The organism is Amycolatopsis orientalis DSM 40040 = KCTC 9412, from assembly GCF_000478275.1.
In the GTDB taxonomy this organism is placed as follows: Bacteria; Actinomycetota; Actinomycetes; order Mycobacteriales; family Pseudonocardiaceae; genus Amycolatopsis; species Amycolatopsis orientalis.
Genome location: NZ_ASJB01000063.1, coordinates 24,007 through 40,187 on the forward strand (window position 1 = coordinate 24,007; position 16,181 = coordinate 40,187).

The window sequence follows — 16,181 nt, forward strand, 5'->3', positions numbered from 1 at the left end:
TTGAGGGTGCCGCGTCCGGAGCGACCTTTGGACCCCGGGGACGATCCGTTGCTGGAGTTCGCCGCCGATCTCCGGCGATTGCGGGAGAAAGCCGGAAATCCCACGTACCGCGAGCTGGGCAGGCGTGCCCACTACTCCGCGGGCACCCTGTCCGAAGCCGCCGGCGGGAAGAAGATGCCCAGCTTGGCGGTGACCTTGGCCTATGTCCGGGCGTGCGACGGACCCGAGGCCGAGTGGGAGGCCCGATGGCACGACGTGACCGAGCGGACGCGCCCCGGAGTCAACGATTCACCGGTTGCCCCGGCCAATGGGGAATCGCCCCCTTATATCGGCCTGACCGCATTCGGGCCCGCCGACGCGAGCCGATTCTTCGGTCGCGAACGACTTGTCCAAAAACTGGTCACGAGGCTTTCGGGACAACGCTTTCTGGCGGTTCTGGGCGCCTCCGGTTCGGGTAAGTCGTCGTTGCTCCGGGCCGGGCTGTTGCCCGCCATCGGGGAGAATTCCGTCACGTTGCTGATGACCCCCGGCTCGCGTCCGCTGCAGGAGTGCGCGGTCCAGTTCGGCGCGGCGCTCGGGCTCGCGCCCGGCGGCCTGCTCGACGAGTTCACCGGACATCCGCGCAACCTCGGCCTCGCCGCCCGTCAGCTGGTCGCCGACCGCGAGGGCGACGTCGTCCTGGTCGTCGACCAGTTCGAAGAGGTCTTCACCCTCTGTCAGGACGCCGACGAGCGGGCGGCCTTCCTGTCCGCGCTCGTCACCGCGACGGCGGAACCGGAGAGCCGGACGAGGGTCGTCCTCGGCATCCGCACCGACTTCTACACGCACTGCGCGCGGCATCCCGAGCTGGTCGAGGCCATGCAGGACGCGCAGATCCTCGTCGGCCCGATGAGCACCGAGGAGCTGCGGCAGGCCATCTCACGGCCCGCCATCGACGCCGGGTACCGCGTCGAGAACGCGCTGGTCTCCCGCCTCGTCGCCGACGCGACCGGGCAGCCCGGGGTGTTGCCGCTGCTCTCGCACGCGCTGCTGGAGACCTGGCGCCGCCGCCACGGCAACACCCTCACCCTCACCGGCTACGAATCCACCGGCGGGATCGAACGCTCGGTCGCGCAGACCTCCGAGCACACCTTCACCGCGCTGAGCGAGCGTCAGCAGCGGCTGGCGAACCAGATCTTCCTGCGGATGACCGCGCTCGGCGAGGGCACCGAGGACACCAAACGCCGCATCACCCGCGACGAGGTCGACGCCGACGATCCGGACGTCGCCGTCGTACTGGACAGGCTGGCGTCGTCGCGGCTGGTCACCCTCGACGACAACGGCATCGAGATCGCGCACGAAGCGCTGATCCGCGGCTGGCCGCGGCTGCGCGAGTGGCTCGCCGAAGACCGCGAAGGCCTGCGGGTACACCGCCAGCTCACCGAGGCGACCGACGCGTGGGAATCGGTCGACCGCGACGACGGCTGGCTCTACCGCGGCGCGCGGCTCGCCATCGCCATGGAATGGGCGGGGGAGCACGACAGCGCGCTCTCGCAGCGTGAACGCCGGTTCCTCGACGCGAGTGTCGCCATCGAGAAGCGCGAGCAGGCCATCGCGCGGCGCCGCACCCGGCGGCTGCGTCAGCTGGTCGCGCTCCTGGCCGTGCTGCTGGTGCTGGCGACGGCCGCGATGGTGTATGCCGTCCGCGCCGAGCAGACCGCGACCAGCCAGCGCAACAGCGCGCTCGCGCAGAAGGTCGCCGGGCAGGCCGCCGCGATGCGGGCGACGAATCCGGCACTGGCCGCGCAGCTCGCGCTGGCGGCGTACCGCGTCGATCCGGGGACGGAGACCCGGAGCAGCGTGCTCGGGATGGTCGCGTCGCCGTATTCGACCCGGGTCCCCGGGCACGCCAACCGGGTCAACTCGGCCGCCCTGCGCGGCGACGGCCGGGTGATGGTGACCGGCAGCTGGGACCAGACGGCGAAGCTGTGGGACGTCAAGGATCCCTATCACCCGAGCGAACTGGCCACGTTGTCCGGGCACACTGCCAACGTCAACTCGGTGGCGTTCAGCGCCGACGGCGGCGCGGTCGCGACGGCGGGCTGGGACAAGACCGCACGGCTGTGGAACGTCGCCGATCCCGCGAAGCCCGGGCCGGGTGTGGTGATCGGGGAGCATCCGAGCCGGGTCAACGCGGTCGCGTTCAGCCCGAAGGCGCCGGTGCTCGCCACCTCGGACGGCGACGGCACGATCCGGCTGTTCGACGTCCGCGATCTCGCGAAACCGGTGCTCGTGGCCACGCTCACCGGGCACACCGGCAACGTCAACGGTCTCGCCTACGCGCCCGACGGACGGACGCTCGTTTCGGCGGGCGCGGACAAGACCGTGCGGCTGTGGGACGTCGCCGATCCGCTCAAGACCAGGCCGCTGGGCGTGGCGAACGGGCACACCGCCGGCGTCCACGCCGCGGCGTTCAGCCCGGACGGCCGGACGCTCGCCACCGCGAGCATCGACCAGAGCGTGCGCCTGTGGGACGTCACCGACCCGATGACGCCGTCGCCGCTGACGACCATGGCGTCGCACAAGACCATCGTCCGGTCCGTGGCGTTCAGCCCCGACGGGACCAGGCTGGCCTCGACCGGTTTCGACCGCAACGCGCGGCTGTGGGACATCACCGATCCGCGGAAGCCGCGTGAGGAACTGCCGCTCGCCGGGCACACCGCGGCGGTGGTCTGGTCGGTGTTCTTCCCGGACGGCCGCACGCTGGTGACCGCGAGCGACGACCAGACGGTGCGGCTGTGGGAGCTGCCGGGCCCCGTGGTCAGCGGTCCCTCGAGGTCGGCCTGCCGGGCGGTCTTCAGCGCCGACGGGAAGTCGATGGCCACCGGGAGCCTGGACGGGGTGGTGCGGCTGAACGACGTCGCCGATCCGCGGAGCCCGCGCGAACTGGGCAGGATCACCGGCTTCGGCGGCGGCGCCTGCGGTCTCGCGTTCAGTCCGGACGGCCGGACGCTCGCCATCGGTTCGTGGGATCACACGATGCGGCTGATCGACGTGACCGATCCGCGCAAGCCGGTCGACGCCGGTGTCTTCAGCCGGCCCTCGGAGGACATCGACGCGGTCGCGTTCAGCCCGGACGGCCGGACCCTCGCCACCGCGGGCGCGGAGCACACCGTCAAGTTGTGGGACGTCGCCGACATCCGGAAACCCGTCGAACTCGCGACGCTGACCGGGCACGCCGACGACGTCCATTCGATCGCGTTCTCCCCGGACGGCCGCACCCTGCTGACCGGCGGCTGGGATCACACGGCGCGGCTGTGGGACGTCTCCATGGTGAAGGCACCGAAGCAGCTTTCGGTGCTGAAGGGACACACCGACACCGTCTTCTCCGTCGCGTTCAGTCCGGATGGCCGACTCGCCGCCACCGGCGGCGCCGACCGCACCGCACGGATCTGGGACGTGTCGAATCCGGCGGCCGCGAGGGAGTCCGCGGTGGTCCCCGGGCATACCGACATCGTCATCTCGGTGGCGTTCAGCGGAGACGGGAAGACCTTCGCGACCGGCAGCTACGACCGGACCGTGCGACTATGGGATGTCTCCGATCCCGGGACGGTCCGCGAATCGGCGACGCTGGCCGAGGATGTCGACAGGGTCAACGCCGTGGCGTTCGCCCCTGACGGGCACACGCTCGCGGCCTCCGTCGCGGACGGCAGCGTGCGGTTGTGGGAGACGAACGCCGAACGCGCCGCCGAGCGGGTCTGCGCGACCGTGGCCCCGCGGATCACGGAGGCGGAGTGGGAACAACGCCTGCCGGGGCTCGATTACCGGCCCCCGTGCCCGTGACCACCGCCGATTCGTTGTTCGGCGTTGTTGTTCGGTGAAAGTGCCGTGACACCGAACAACGAAGAGGCAGTAGAAATACCCCTGGACGTGCGATGCGTCCCCACATCGTTCACTCACCGGGGGTCTGAAGGGCTCCTTCAGGACATTCACCAGTGCCCTGAAGGAGCCCTTCAGCTTTTTCGCTCCCGCCCCGTCATGCATTTCGTCCTCTGGATGCGGTACTTGCACACGCAACTACCGCATCCAGAGGACGAAACGCGAGAGTCAGGCGGCCGGGATCCAGTCGGGGTTCGAGGCCAGGACCGTCAGCTGCTGGGTCGCCCGGGTCAGGGCCACGTACAGCACCCGGCGGCCGGTGGTCGATTCCGTGATGAGGTCGTTCGGCTCCACCAGGACGACGGCGTCGTACTCGAGGCCCTTGGAGTCGAGGCTGCCGACGACCTTGAGCCGCTCGTCCGACAGTTCGGCGAGCCAGCCCTCGACCTCGGGCACCCGGTCCATGGCGGTGATCACGCCGACGGTGCCTTCGACGGCCCCCATCAGCTCCTTCACCGCGGCCTGCGTCGCCGCCTCCAGCCCGGCGGCCTCGACCGGCCGGACCTCCGGCGTGATGCCGGTCTGCCGCACCGCGCGCGGGAGCTCGTCGGCCTCGGCGTGCCCGGCGACGACCTTCGCGGCCAGGTCGAAGATCTCCGCCGAGTTCCGGTAGTTGGTGCGGAGGGTGAACCGGCGCCGCGTGGTCTTGAGCCCGAAGGCCTGGTCCCGCGCCATGGCCGCCTCGGCCGGATCCGGCCACGAACTCTGCACCGGGTCGCCGACCACGGTCCAGCTCGCGTACTTGCCGCGCCGCCCGACCATCCGCCACTGCATCGGCGAAAGGTCCTGCGACTCGTCGACGACCACGTGCGAGTACTCGTCGTAGTGCTCCGGCCGGGTCGGGGCGCCGCCGCGCTCCGGGTTGACCTCGATGCTCTGCCTGCCGCGGCGGCTCTTGGGCGGCTGCCCGATCAGGACGCGCAGCTCGTCGAGGAGCGCGACGTCCGCGATGGTCCAGCCGCGCGAGCGGTCGGCGAAGTCGGCGGCGAGCATGGTGATCTCGGCGCGGTTGAGCAGGCCCTTCGCCGCGGCGGCGAGCCGCTTCTCGGTGCCGAGCCAGCGCAGGATCTGCGCCGGGTACAGGATCGGCCACCAGACCACCAGGAACCGGTGGAACTCGATGCGCTCGCCGAGTTCGGTGATCAGCTCGGCCTTGTCGATCTGACGGCCGTCGTCCTTCGCGTGCTGCTCCGCCTTCGCGGCGAGCGCGTCGAGCAGCAGCTCGGCGGCGCGGATCCGCGACCGGTTCGGCGGCCCGCCCGCGGTGTGGACCTTGCGGCGCACCTTGTCGAGCTCGCGCGCGTTCAGCCGCAGCACCTCGCCGCGGTAGACGATCTTCATGTCCTCGGGCGCGTCTTCCGGCGTGTCCCGCAGCGCCCGCAGGAGGATCTTGCGCATCCGCAGCGATCCCTTGATCGCCGCCAGCGGCGCCGCGTCCTGACGGGTCGCTTCGAGGCCGTCGAGGACCTCGCCGAGCGCGCGCAGTTCGACGTTCGTCTCACCCATCGACGGCAGCACCCGCGAGATGTAGCTGGTGAACACCCCGGACGGGCCGATCACCAGCACGCCCGCGCCACCGAGCTGGCGGCGGTGGCGGTAGAGCAGGTACGCCGCGCGGTGCAGCGCGACCGCGGTCTTGCCGGTGCCGGGGCCGCCGGTGATCTCGGTGACCCCGCGCCACGGCGCCCGGATGACCTCGTCCTGCTCCTTCTGGATGGTCGCGACGATGTCCCGCATCTTCTCGCCGCGCGACCGCCCGAGGGCCGCCATCAGCGCGCCCTCGCCGACGATCTGCATGTTCTCGGGGACGGCGTCGGCGATCAGGACGTCGTCGTCTACATCGAGCACGTTCTGCCCGGAGCACCGGATCACCCGGCGCCGGACGACGTCCATCGGTTCTTCGGCGGTCGCCTGGTAGAACGCCGCCGCCGCGGGCGCGCGCCAGTCGGTGACGAGGTTGTCGAACTCGGCGTCGCGGATGCCGAGACGGCCGACGTAGATGTGGTCGTTGTCGAGGTGGTCGAGCCTGCCGAACACCAGGCCCTCGTACTCCGCGTCGAGGGTCTGGAGGGTCTGGTTGGCGTGGTAGACCATCATGTCGCGTTCGAACAGCATCGACGCCTGTTCGAAGATCGCTTCACGCCCCGCGCCATGGCCGATCTCATAGCCCTTGGTACGCATGGCCTCTGCCTGGGCTCGCAGTTCGGCGAGCCGGGTGTAGACCCTGTCCACATGGGCTTGCTCGATGGCGATCTCGGCCCGTCTGACCCGAGGTTCGGACACGCAACGCTCCTAAACGCTTCTATCGCCTCCGAGGGCGAAGGACGACTCTACGCGAGGTGAGCGGCGGCATCACCAAGTCCCGTCCTACGTCACGGTGGATGTCGTTGAGGCACGATGCTCCAATGACCAGGATCGTGGCGGGGACCGCGGGCGGCAGGCGGTTGAAGGTCCCTCCGAAGGGCACGAGGCCCACCTCGGAACGCGTGCGCGAAGCGCTGTTCAACGCGTTGGAGGTCGCCGGCGAACTGCAGGGCGCCCAGGTCCTCGACCTTTACGCCGGTTCGGGCGCGCTCGGCCTGGAGGCGCTGTCGCGCGGGGCGGCGGGCGCGCTGTTCGTCGAGTCGGACAGGCGCGCGGCCGAAGTGCTCAAGGGGAACGTCGCCGCGCTGGGGCTGGGCGGCACGGTCCGGGCGGGCGCCGTCGAGGCCGTCGTCGCCGCTCCGGCGCCGGAAACGTTCGACATCGTCCTCGCGGACCCGCCGTACGCTGTGGATTCCACCCGGCTGGGGGAGGTCATGGCCGCGCTCGCGGCGAACCGCTGGGTCGCGGACGGGGCCCTGGTGGTGATCGAACGGGCCGCGCGGGACGGCGAACCGGACTGGGCGGCGGGTTTCGAGCCGATGCGGACCAAGCGCTACGGCGACACCGCGCTGTACTGGGCGGAATATCAGGTGTGAGACGGCGCACGGATGAACGCGCGGGGGTCCCCTCTCCTTGGTAGCGTCCGCGCATGCGGCGTGCGGTCTGTTCCGGGTCCTACGACCCGGCCACCAATGGACATCTCGACATCATCGAACGGGCGGCCAAGCTGTTCGACGAGGTCGTCGTCGCGGTGGGGGTGAACAAGAGCAAGAAGGGCCTGTTCACCGTCGAGGAACGGATGGACATGCTGCGCGAGATCACCGCGAAGCTGCCGAACGTGCGCGTCGACTCCTGGCAGGGGCTCCTGGTCGACTACTGCCGCGAGAACGACATCGTCGCCGTCGCGAAGGGGCTCCGCTCGGTCAGCGACTTCGACTACGAACTCCAGATGGCACAGATGAACCGCGAGCTGACCGGGCTCGAGACGCTGCTGATGGCGAACAACCCGGCGTACGGCTTCGTCTCCAGTTCGCTCGTCAAGGAGGTCGCCGCGCTCGGTGGCGACATCGAGCATCTGGTCCCGCCGATAGTGTTCAAACGGCTCATGGAGAAGTACTCCGAACGAGGTTGACCCGAACGGCCGAAGCCGTTGGTCGGCTTGTGGTGAGCGGCGAGGGAGAGTTCACCTTCACGCCTTCTGGTGAACACACGATCGGGTTACGGTCCGAAAATGACCAACAAACGATCGCGGATCGCCGCCGCGCTGCTCGTTCTGCTAGTCACCTTCTTCGGCGGGATCGGTGCCGCGCAGGCCACGGCCGCGAACTCGCCCGTTTCCGTCCAGCAGAACCCTTGTGGGGATCTCACCGGATTCAAGCACTCGGCACTCTCTTCGCTGCCCGCCGAGGCCACGACGACGTACAACCTCATCAAGAAGGGCGGCCCGTTCCCGTACCCGGACAAGGACGGAACGGTCTTCTCGAACCGGGAGAACATCCTCCCGAAGTGCGCTTCGGGCTACTACCACGAGTACACCGTCCCGACCCCGGGCTCGCCCGACCGCGGCGCGCGCCGCATCGTCACCGGGAGCGGCGGCGAGTTCTTCTACACGGGCGACCACTACGCGACGTTCTCCGTGATCGACGTCGACGGCACGCCTTCGCCGACGCCGACCTGCGGTGACACCTCGAAGCTGGCGAAGGTCGGTTACTCGACGCTCTCCGCCGCGGCGAAGTCCGTCGTGGACAAGGTCCGCGGCGGCGCGACCGGCACGGTCTACGAGAACCGCGAAGCCGTGCTGCCGTCGTGCGCCGCCGGCTACTACCAGCTGTTCCCGGTCGGCACCAGCGACCGCGTGATCTCCGGCAAGGGCGGCGAGATCATCTACACGCCGGACCGCTACGCGACCTTCAAGCTGGTGAATCTCGCCGGCTGACCCGCCCGTGCAACATTTCGTGCCTCCTCGTCCGTGAGATACACCGGAACACCGACGAGGAGGCACGATGCGGTCTGGGGACGATGCGAGCTTCAGGGAGTTCGCCAGGGAAAAGGCGCTACCGCTGAGACGGACGGCGTACTTGCTCTGCGGCGACTGGCATCTCGCGGAGGACCTGGTCCAAGTCGCGCTCATCAAGCTCTACCGGGTCTGGCCGAAGGTCCGCCGGAAAGGGCCCGTCGACAACTACACGAGGCAGATCCTGATGCGCTGCTGGCTCGACGAGCGGCGACGACCATGGCGGAGCAGAGAGAACCGCGACGGCGTCGTCCCCGAAGAGTCGGTGGCCCCGGCCGGCAGTGCCGATGCCGGGATCTCGGATTCGCTGCTTCGCGCCCTCGCTGAGGTTCCACCGAAACAGCGCGCCGCCGTCGTGCTGCGCTACTGCGCCGATCTCCCGGTCGCGGAGGTCGCCGTCGCGCTGCGCTGTTCGGAAGGGACGGTCAGGAGCCAGGCCGCGCGGGGACTCGACGTCCTGCGCGCGGCACTGAAGAGACAGCACGACGAGGCTGTCTCCGGGAGGAGCGCGTGATGGACGAACTCGAAAACAGGCTGCGCGGGATCAAACTGGCCGAGCCACCGCTCGGTTTCGATCCGGACGAGGTCGCCGGGACCGCGGCGAAGAAGCTGCGGAACCGGCGGGGGGTCGTCGCGACCGGGGTCGCGACACTCGCGGTGATCGCGGCGGCGGTGGTGTTCGTGGCACCGGGGGACGGGCCGGTGAAGGTGTCGCCTGCCGCTCCCACGTCCTCGGCGCTCCCGCCTCAGGTGAGGCCGGACGAGAACACGCCCTTGGTGGATCTCACCGCGCAGAAGGCCCGGAACCTCGAACATCTGCAGAAGACGGTCATGACTCTGCTGCCCGGCGCGACCGAGTTCAAGTTCGGCAAGTTCGAACAGGACTACTACCCGGCCGAGTGGGACCAGATGACCGCGAGCGTGCGTTATCGGGACGCCTCGAACGTGGAACGGGGGTTCAACGTGACGCTCACCGGGGTGGTCTCCACCAAGAAGGGCTATTCCGACCGGGCAGCCTGCCCCGGAGGCCCCGCGGTCACGTTGCCGGACGGGACGCCCCTGCGGTGCGAGGTGCTGCCCCAGTCGGGCGGGACGCGGGTCGTGATCATGGAGAAGGGCAATCCCGGGGCGGATCTGAAGGGGACGACCGTCGAATCGGTCAGCGGCCGCGACGCGATCGCGTTCCTGCCCGACGGCACCGCGGTCACCGTGACGGACCTCGGGGCACTGAGCGGCCCCCGCGGGCCGTCGCTGAACGACCAGCAGTTGCTGAGGCTCGTCCTGGATCCGGAGCTGACCCTTCGGTGATCATGGCGCGCGGTACCGGGCGGGACACGCCCGGTACCGCGCGCTTTCACCCCTTACGGCGGCGATGAGGGCAAACTGATCTCAGGGAATGTGGGGATCGCTGTAGGTAGGGAGTGGGCCGTGTACCGGGTTTTCGAGGCGCTCGACGAGCTCGTCACCATCGTGGAGGAAGCCCGCGGCGTGCCGATGACCTCCAGTTGCGTCGTACCGCGGGGGGACACCCTCGAACTGCTCGACGACATCCGCGACGCCCTGCCGGGCGAGGTGGACGACGCCCAGGACGTCCTCGACAAACGTGACCAGCTGATCCAGACCGCCCGTACCGAGGCGGCGGAGACGATCTCCACGGCGAACACCGAGGCGGACCGCACGGTCGCCGAAGCACAGGCCGAAGCCGAGCGCATCCTCGCCGACGCCCGCGCCCGCGCCGAACAGATGATGGGCGACGCGCACAACGAGGCCGAGCGCATGGTCGCCGCCGGGCAGGCCGAGTTCCAGAACCTCACCGACCGTTCGCGGGCCGAGTCGGAGCGGATGATCCAGGCAGGCCGCGACGCCTACGAGCGCGCCATCGAGGACGGCCGCGCCGAGCAGGCCCGGCTCGTCTCGCAGACCGAGGTCGTCCAGGCCGCGCACGGCGAGGCGGCGCGCATCGTCGACGAGGCGCATGTCGAGGCCGACAAGCAGCGGAGCGACTGCGACGCCTACGTCGACGGCAAGCTCGCCGAGTTCTCCGAACTGCTGGCCACCACGCTGCGGACGGTCGATTCCGGCCGCAACCACCTGCGGTCCCCGGTCAACCTGCCGGGCAACAGCCGGACCTCCCTGTACGACTACCAATCCTGACAGCGTCGTGCGCGGCCGTGTCGGTTATTGAGGGGTGAGGCAGAGATGCCGTGCCCCGGCGAGCGTCCGGACTGGCTGGCAGAAGCCGGGCCACGGCTCCGAAAGGCACCCTTCTGAAGACAAGTGTCCGACTTGGGTCGTTTGTGCGGTTTCGCGAGGTGGTCGTGAGTGGCAAAGAGCGTTAGAACGCTCTTTGCCACTCACGACCCCGTTCAGGAACGTGCATTTAGGCATCAACCGGACGCCGGGTCGCCGAAACTGTCCTTTGCGGACAGGCCCCGGTCTTGTGGGGAGTCCCACGTAGGTCGCCAAGTAGTGAAGGCATCCTTCGCTACCTTGAGGGTAGGCAAGGGGACCTTTACGCCCCGCGTGCGGGGCCAAGGCACTGGCATCAAGCCGTTCAGGTCTCGTGAGTGGTAATGATGGTTAGAACCGTCATTACCACTCACGAGCCCCACCGCGTCCCATGCGCGCCGGGGCTTCACGGACCGTGCCCGTAAACCGGTGGCGGCACCTGCGTACCCTGGTCACCGATGTCTGAGAACAAGTCGCCGCAGGCCAGGCCTGCGCAATTGGACGACCGGAACCCATGGGTGCTCGACACCCGTGAACTCGGCCGTCACGCCGGCCTGAGCAAGGCCGTCCACCGCACCATCCCCGTCGCCACCGCGCTCGGTGTGCCCGACGTCATCACCATCGACGCCGGCTCCAGCCTGGAACTCGACCTGATGCTCGAGTCCGTCGTGGAGGGCGTCCTCGTCAGCGGTACGGCGTCCGCCGTCGCGACGGGCCACTGCGCGCGATGCCTCGACCCGATCACCGAGGACATCGAGGTCGACCTGACCGAGCTCTTCGCCTACCCCGGCTCCGCGACCGAGGAGACCACCGACGAGGACGAGATCCCCCGCCTGGTGGACGACCGGATCGATCTCGAGCCGACGGTCCGCGACGCGGTCGTGCTCGCGCTGCCGCTGGCCCCGCTGTGCACCGAGGACTGCCGGGGTCTGTGCATCGAATGCGGCGTCAAGTGGGCCGATCTCGAGCCCGGTCACGGGCATGAGAAGATAGACCCTCGGTGGGCCGCGCTGGTCGATCGTTTCGAGGACGAAACGGGCGATGACCAGGCCGATGGCCCCGGAAAGCAAGCCTGACGAGCACCAGCTCGTTCCGGAGAAGCAAGTTCGCTCGCGACCGCGGGCAGACCGTCTGAAGGAGATCTACTCGTGGCCGTCCCGAAGCGGAAGATGTCGCGATCCAACACCCGCGCGCGCCGCAGCCAGTGGAAGGCGGCTCCGGTTCAGCTGGTGCCCTGCTCCAACCGCGCCTGCAAGCAGCCGAAGCTCCAGCACATCGCGTGCCCGGCCTGCGGCCAGCACAACGGTCGCCAGGTCGTCGAGCCCGCCTGATCGGCGGCTGACGACATGGGGGGCAAGTCGGCCGGTGGACCGCCCGCCGACCCCGCACCATTGCTCGAAGCGCTCGGGATCACCATCGAACCCGAGCTGCTGAAGCTGTCGCTGACCCACCGTTCTTATGCCTATGAGAACGGTGGGTTACCGCCGAACGAGCGTCTGGAGTTCCTCGGCGACGCGGTGCTGGGGATGGTCGTCACCGACCATCTCTACAACACCCATCCCGACTTGGCCGAGGGGCAGCTCGCGAAGCTCCGTGCCAGCGTGGTCAACATGCACGCACTGGCCCGGGTCGCGCGCGGCCTCGGTGAAGGCGGGCTGGGCAAGCACCTGTTGCTGGGCAAGGGCGAAGAGCTCACCGGCGGCCGGGACAAGGCGAGCATCCTCGCCGACGGTCTCGAAGCCGTCATCGGCGCCGCGTACCAGCAGCACGGCATCGACATCGCGCGTCAGCTCGTGCACCACCTGTTCGACGGCCTGCTCGCCGAAGCGCCGCTGCGCGGTGCCGGTCTGGACTGGAAGACCAGTCTCCAGGAGCTGACCGCGTCGGCAGGGCTCGGTGTACCCGAGTACAAGGTCGAGGACACCGGTCCCGACCACCGTAAGGAGTTCAGCGCCACCGTGCTCGTCGGCGGGCGTGAACTCGGCTACGGCTCGGGGACGACCAAGAAGGAAGCCGAACAGAAGGCCGCCGAGACAGCCTGGCGCCAGCTTTCGGCCGAACTCGACGTCGAGCAGCCGCCGAAGACCACCTGAGTCTCCTCACCACTGCCCCTCGTGAGTGGTAATGACGGTTCTGACCGCGATTACCACTCACGAGGGTCAATGGGAGAATCGGGACCATGCCCGAACTCCCTGAGGTCGAGGTGGTCCGCGCCGGGCTGGAAACGCATGTCTCCGGCCGGACGATCACCGAGGTCGAAGTCCTGCACGCCCGCGCGATCCGTCGCCACGAACTCGGCGCCGAGGACTTCACCGGACGGCTTTCCGGTACCAAGATCACCGCGGCACGCCGTCGCGGCAAGTATCTGTGGCTGGAGCTGTCGGACGGCCAGGCCATGCTCGCCCATCTGGGCATGAGCGGCCAGATGCTCGTCCAACCTCAAGACGCGCCTGACGAGAAGCACCTTCGCGTGCGGTTCCGCTTCGCCGACGACGGCCCGGAGTTGCGCTTCGTCGACCAGCGGACCTTCGGCGGACTCGCACTCGCGGAACTCACCGAAGTCGACGGAACAGCGCTGCCGAGCACCATCGCGCATATCGCCCGCGACCCGATGGACCCGCGGTTCGACCTCGACCAGGCCGTCCGTGCCCTGCGGTCGAGGCGGACCGAGATCAAACGCGCCCTGCTCGACCAGACCCTCGTCTCCGGTATCGGCAACATCTACGCGGACGAAGCACTCTGGCGGTCCAAACTCCACTGGGCCCGCCCGACCGACAGGCTCACCGCGGCGCAGGGCCGCGCCGTCCTCACCGCCGCCAGCGAGGTAATGGCCGCCGCACTCGTCGCCGGCGGGACGTCGTTCGACGCGCTTTACGTCAACATCAACGGCCAATCCGGGTATTTCGACCGTTCCCTCGACGCCTACGGCCAAGAAGGCTTGCCCTGTGGCCGCTGCGGGACCGCGATCCGGCGCGATCCCTTCATGAACCGTTCGTCCTTTTCGTGCCCGCGCTGCCAGCCGCGACCGCGCGTGAGGTGAAAACTGTCGTGTATGAATGCGGGTATCGGGTCAACTAGCATGAACGGGCACGACATGTAGGGAGTGGGATGGTGGCCGCGACCGAGCCCGGCAAGACGACGCTCGCCGAAAAGATCGACAAGCTGTTCCAGATCGTGCTGAGACCCGATCGAGAGCCGTACAGTCACGAAGAAGTCGCCAAGGCCTGCCGAGAGGCCACCGGCGAGAGCTTCTCGACGACCTACCTGTGGCAGTTGCGCACCGGTCGCCGCGACAATCCCACGAAACGCCATCTCGAAGCGCTCGCCCAGTTCTTCGGCGTCTCGCCCGCGTACTTCTTCGACGACGAGCAGAGTGCCAAGATCGCCGAGGAACTCGCGCTCCTCGGAGCCCTCCGCGACGCCGGTGTCCGCGACGTCGCGCTGCGGGCGGTAACACTTTCCCCCGACGGACTCGACACCATCAGCGACATGATCGACGCGATCGCCCGCAGGGAATCCGGACGGGGCGGCACGAAGAGGGAGGCGTGAGTGGACCGCCACCGTAAGGAGTTGTGGCGCCGCTGCCGGAGTCTCGCCGACGGCGTCAGTCTTCCCGAACCCTTCGACGCCGGTGCCTTCATCGCCGAACTGGCCGCCGAACGCGGCCGCCCGATCGAGTTGATGCAGGTCAACGTCCCGTCCAGCGGCCCGTGCGGGCTACTGATGAGCACCGAACGCGCGGACTACATCCTGTACCCGACCAACACCACCGCCCTGCACCGGCGGCATATCCTTCTGCACGAGGTCGGCCACCTGCTGTGCGGCCATGTCGGCTCGGACGCGGGCGCCGACGGCATCGCGCTCGACGCGGCGGCCAGCAAGGCCCTCATGCCGAACCTGTCGCCCGAACTCGTCCGCCGCGTCCTCGGCCGCACGGGCTACAGCGCCGTCGAGGAGCAGGAGGCCGAGTTGCTCGCCAGTCTCCTCGCGCAGCGCGTCGCCAGGACGGCGGTGCGCGGCGCGGCCCACACCGACGAGACCGGCAGCGACCTCGCCGGTGGGATGGCCAGGGTCGACAACCTCTTCGGCAGCCGGAAGCGACGCCTGCCATGACCGAGACCATCGCGTACTTCTGCTGCGTGGTGGCCTTCGCGGGCTTCGGTTACAAGCTGATCCAGGCCCGCCACACCCAGCCGTTGCGGCGGATGTGGTTCCTCAGCGGCTTCGGGATGTGCATCGCGGGCGGCATCATGCTGCTCACCCCGGCCATGGAGAACGCCGTCGGCATCGAGGAACCCATCGGCAGTCTCCTCAATCTGGCCGCCGATCTGCTCAAGATCGGCGCGATGGCGTTCGCGGTCGCGTTCGCGCATTCGCTGAAACTGGGGGAGGGCAAGCGGATCGGCTGGCACGCGATGCTTTCCTGGACGGTGGTGGCCGCCGAGATCGCGCTCTTCTTCCTGTCCGGCAGTTACCGCGTCGGCGAGCACACCGCCGCCGGCCCGGGCAGGCTCGGCTGGTTCGTCGCGTACAACGTCCTCTTCCTCGTCTACGGGCTGATCAGCCTGCTGACCTTCTCGGTCGTCTTCGCCCGCTTCGCGCGTCACGCCGACCCCGGCCCGCTCCGCACCGGGTTGTGGCTGCTCGTCGGCGGCGGGGTCGCCGCGCTGGGCTGGACCTTCTGGGACGTCGACGACATCTACATCCTCGCCACCACCGGCGCGGTCGACGCCGGCGAGGACACGCTGTCGTCGATCTTGGCGGCGCTGAGCGTCGGCCTCGCCGGGGCGGGCGCGACGCTCAGCGTGTGGGGCCCGGCGCTGGCGACCCCGTTCCGCCTGCTCGGCACATACCGGACCTACCGCCGGATCGAGCCGTTGTGGACGGCGATGCGGGAAGCCGTCCCGGGAATCGCGCTGGACCCGGGCCCCGGTATGCCGGGCGGGGTCGAATTCGCCTTGTACCGCAGGGTGATCGAGATCCGGGACGGCCATCTCGCGCTGCGCCCGTACTTCGATCCGGACGTGCCGCCGGTCGCGGAAGCCGAGGCTCGCCGGGCGAAGATCCCCGAAGCCCGTGTCCCGGCGACGATCGAGGCGGCCGCGTTGGCCGCCGCGCTCGTCGCCTCCGAGGCAGGCCGCCGGTTCGCCCCCGACGACGTTCCGGCGACCTACCTCGACGAGCCCGACATCGCCACCGAAGCGGCATGGCTGGTGGAAGTCACGCATGCCTGGCGGCGGTCGACCGTGGTCGGACGCATCCGGGACAGAGCACGCGAAACCCTTGCCGCTTAAGGTGAAACGATCGTGATGACGGCGGTGGCCGCCGCGATCAGCGCGAGCCAGAGCGGCGGGACGACGTCCTTGCCGCCATCACCGGCCCGTAGATGCGCGACGGCCGCCCCGATCAGCAAGGCCACCAGGCCGATCGCCGCGGCGATCCCGAGTGGCGGCCAGAACAGCCCGGCCACCAGTCCGGCCGCCCCGGCGACCTCCAGCGCGCCGATCCCCTGTACCGCCCGGACCCCGAAACCGAGTCTCCCGGTCCGGGCGACCAACGACGGCTGACGCAGGACCTTCGCCACCCCCAGTACGGCGAAGATCGCGGCGAGCAGCGCCGACAGCACCACCTGAGCCACGGCCATAGCAGAACTCCT

The 16,181-nt window shown here is 69.2% G+C and carries 16 protein-coding genes; 14 read left to right on the forward strand and 2 right to left on the reverse strand.

The window, feature by feature from the left end:
• Window positions 1–6 precede the first annotated feature (6 nt).
• Entirely contained in the window at window positions 7–3,822 is a 3,816-nt protein-coding gene (locus L324_RS21565; RefSeq protein WP_438938462.1) for an nSTAND1 domain-containing NTPase, read from the forward strand.
• Between the two features lie 264 nt (window positions 3,823–4,086).
• On the opposite strand, the gene L324_RS21570 is transcribed toward L324_RS21565, so the two are convergent.
• Window positions 4,087–6,201, reverse strand: coding sequence for a HelD family protein (locus tag L324_RS21570; protein WP_037311441.1), 2,115 nt, complete (start codon window positions 6,199–6,201; stop codon window positions 4,087–4,089).
• A gap of 122 nt (window positions 6,202–6,323) precedes the next feature.
• Between L324_RS21570 and rsmD the strand changes: the two genes are divergently transcribed.
• The 13 genes from rsmD to L324_RS21635 all read left to right on the forward strand — a co-directional run bounded on the left by rsmD (window position 6,324) and on the right by L324_RS21635 (window position 15,819).
• On the forward strand, window positions 6,324–6,878 hold the full coding sequence (gene rsmD, locus L324_RS21575) for a 16S rRNA (guanine(966)-N(2))-methyltransferase RsmD (RefSeq protein WP_037311444.1): 555 nt from the start codon (window positions 6,324–6,326) through the stop codon (window positions 6,876–6,878).
• Between the two features lie 53 nt (window positions 6,879–6,931).
• On the forward strand, window positions 6,932–7,414 hold the full coding sequence (gene coaD, locus L324_RS21580) for a pantetheine-phosphate adenylyltransferase (RefSeq protein ID WP_037311447.1): 483 nt from the start codon (window positions 6,932–6,934) through the stop codon (window positions 7,412–7,414).
• A 99-nt stretch (window positions 7,415–7,513) separates the two neighbouring features.
• Window positions 7,514–8,218: a ribonuclease domain-containing protein gene (locus L324_RS21585; RefSeq protein ID WP_037311451.1), complete on the forward strand. Its 705-nt coding sequence runs from the start codon at window positions 7,514–7,516 to the stop codon at window positions 8,216–8,218.
• Between the two features lie 67 nt (window positions 8,219–8,285).
• Window positions 8,286–8,810: an RNA polymerase sigma factor gene (locus tag L324_RS21590; RefSeq protein ID WP_037311454.1), complete on the forward strand. Its 525-nt coding sequence runs from the start codon at window positions 8,286–8,288 to the stop codon at window positions 8,808–8,810.
• On the forward strand, window positions 8,810–9,604 hold the full coding sequence (locus tag L324_RS21595; protein ID WP_037311459.1) for a hypothetical protein: 795 nt from the start codon (window positions 8,810–8,812) through the stop codon (window positions 9,602–9,604). Before L324_RS21590 ends, L324_RS21595 begins: the two co-directional genes overlap by 1 nt.
• Before the next feature lie 120 nt (window positions 9,605–9,724).
• Window positions 9,725–10,450 carry a DivIVA domain-containing protein gene (locus tag L324_RS21600; protein ID WP_037311462.1) on the forward strand — a complete coding sequence of 242 codons (726 nt, stop codon included), beginning with the start codon at window positions 9,725–9,727 and terminating at the stop codon, window positions 10,448–10,450.
• Window positions 10,451–10,983: 533 nt separating this feature from the next.
• Window positions 10,984–11,601, forward strand: coding sequence for a YceD family protein (locus tag L324_RS21605; protein WP_037311465.1), 618 nt, complete (start codon window positions 10,984–10,986; stop codon window positions 11,599–11,601).
• 72 nt (window positions 11,602–11,673) lie between these two features.
• Window positions 11,674–11,856, forward strand: coding sequence for a 50S ribosomal protein L32 (rpmF, locus tag L324_RS21610; protein WP_005160412.1), 183 nt, complete (start codon window positions 11,674–11,676; stop codon window positions 11,854–11,856).
• A 15-nt stretch (window positions 11,857–11,871) separates the two neighbouring features.
• Complete coding sequence (rnc, locus tag L324_RS21615; RefSeq protein WP_161780873.1) at window positions 11,872–12,618, forward strand: ribonuclease III; 747 nt, start codon at window positions 11,872–11,874, stop codon at window positions 12,616–12,618.
• Between the two features lie 86 nt (window positions 12,619–12,704).
• A complete protein-coding gene (mutM, locus tag L324_RS21620) occupies window positions 12,705–13,565 on the forward strand; it encodes a bifunctional DNA-formamidopyrimidine glycosylase/DNA-(apurinic or apyrimidinic site) lyase (RefSeq protein ID WP_037311471.1) in 861 nt (286 codons plus the stop codon).
• Between the two features lie 68 nt (window positions 13,566–13,633).
• A complete protein-coding gene (locus tag L324_RS21625) occupies window positions 13,634–14,074 on the forward strand; it encodes a helix-turn-helix domain-containing protein (protein ID WP_037311474.1) in 441 nt (146 codons plus the stop codon).
• The gene (locus L324_RS21630) at window positions 14,075–14,638 is read left to right on the forward strand and encodes a hypothetical protein (RefSeq protein ID WP_037311476.1); all 564 of its coding nucleotides are present in this window, start codon (window positions 14,075–14,077) and stop codon (window positions 14,636–14,638) included.
• Window positions 14,635–15,819, forward strand: a complete 1,185-nt coding sequence (locus tag L324_RS21635; protein WP_037311480.1) for an MAB_1171c family putative transporter — start codon at window positions 14,635–14,637, stop codon at window positions 15,817–15,819. The genes L324_RS21630 and L324_RS21635 overlap by 4 nt, the downstream gene beginning before the upstream one ends.
• Here L324_RS21635 and L324_RS21640 read toward each other — a convergent pair.
• Complete coding sequence (locus L324_RS21640) at window positions 15,816–16,169, reverse strand: DoxX family protein (RefSeq protein WP_037311483.1); 354 nt, start codon at window positions 16,167–16,169, stop codon at window positions 15,816–15,818. The two genes, L324_RS21635 and L324_RS21640, sit on opposite strands and share 4 nt — an antisense overlap.
• Window positions 16,170–16,181 lie beyond the last annotated feature (12 nt).

Coding starts and splice junctions, on each gene's coding strand:
- rsmD (WP_037311444.1), top strand. CDS start 6,324: ATGACCAGGATCGTGGCGGGGACCGCGGGCGGCAGGCGGTTGAAGGTC.
- coaD (WP_037311447.1), top strand. CDS start 6,932: ATGCGGCGTGCGGTCTGTTCCGGGTCCTACGACCCGGCCACCAATGGA.
- L324_RS21585 (WP_037311451.1), top strand. CDS start 7,514: ATGACCAACAAACGATCGCGGATCGCCGCCGCGCTGCTCGTTCTGCTA.
- L324_RS21590 (WP_037311454.1), top strand. CDS start 8,286: ATGCGGTCTGGGGACGATGCGAGCTTCAGGGAGTTCGCCAGGGAAAAG.
- L324_RS21595 (WP_037311459.1), top strand. CDS start 8,810: ATGGACGAACTCGAAAACAGGCTGCGCGGGATCAAACTGGCCGAGCCA.
- L324_RS21605 (WP_037311465.1), top strand. CDS start 10,984: ATGTCTGAGAACAAGTCGCCGCAGGCCAGGCCTGCGCAATTGGACGAC.
- rnc (WP_161780873.1), top strand. CDS start 11,872: ATGGGGGGCAAGTCGGCCGGTGGACCGCCCGCCGACCCCGCACCATTG.
- mutM (WP_037311471.1), top strand. CDS start 12,705: ATGCCCGAACTCCCTGAGGTCGAGGTGGTCCGCGCCGGGCTGGAAACG.
- L324_RS21625 (WP_037311474.1), top strand. CDS start 13,634: ATGGTGGCCGCGACCGAGCCCGGCAAGACGACGCTCGCCGAAAAGATC.
- L324_RS21635 (WP_037311480.1), top strand. CDS start 14,635: ATGACCGAGACCATCGCGTACTTCTGCTGCGTGGTGGCCTTCGCGGGC.
- L324_RS21640 (WP_037311483.1), bottom strand. CDS start 16,169: ATGGCCGTGGCTCAGGTGGTGCTGTCGGCGCTGCTCGCCGCGATCTTC.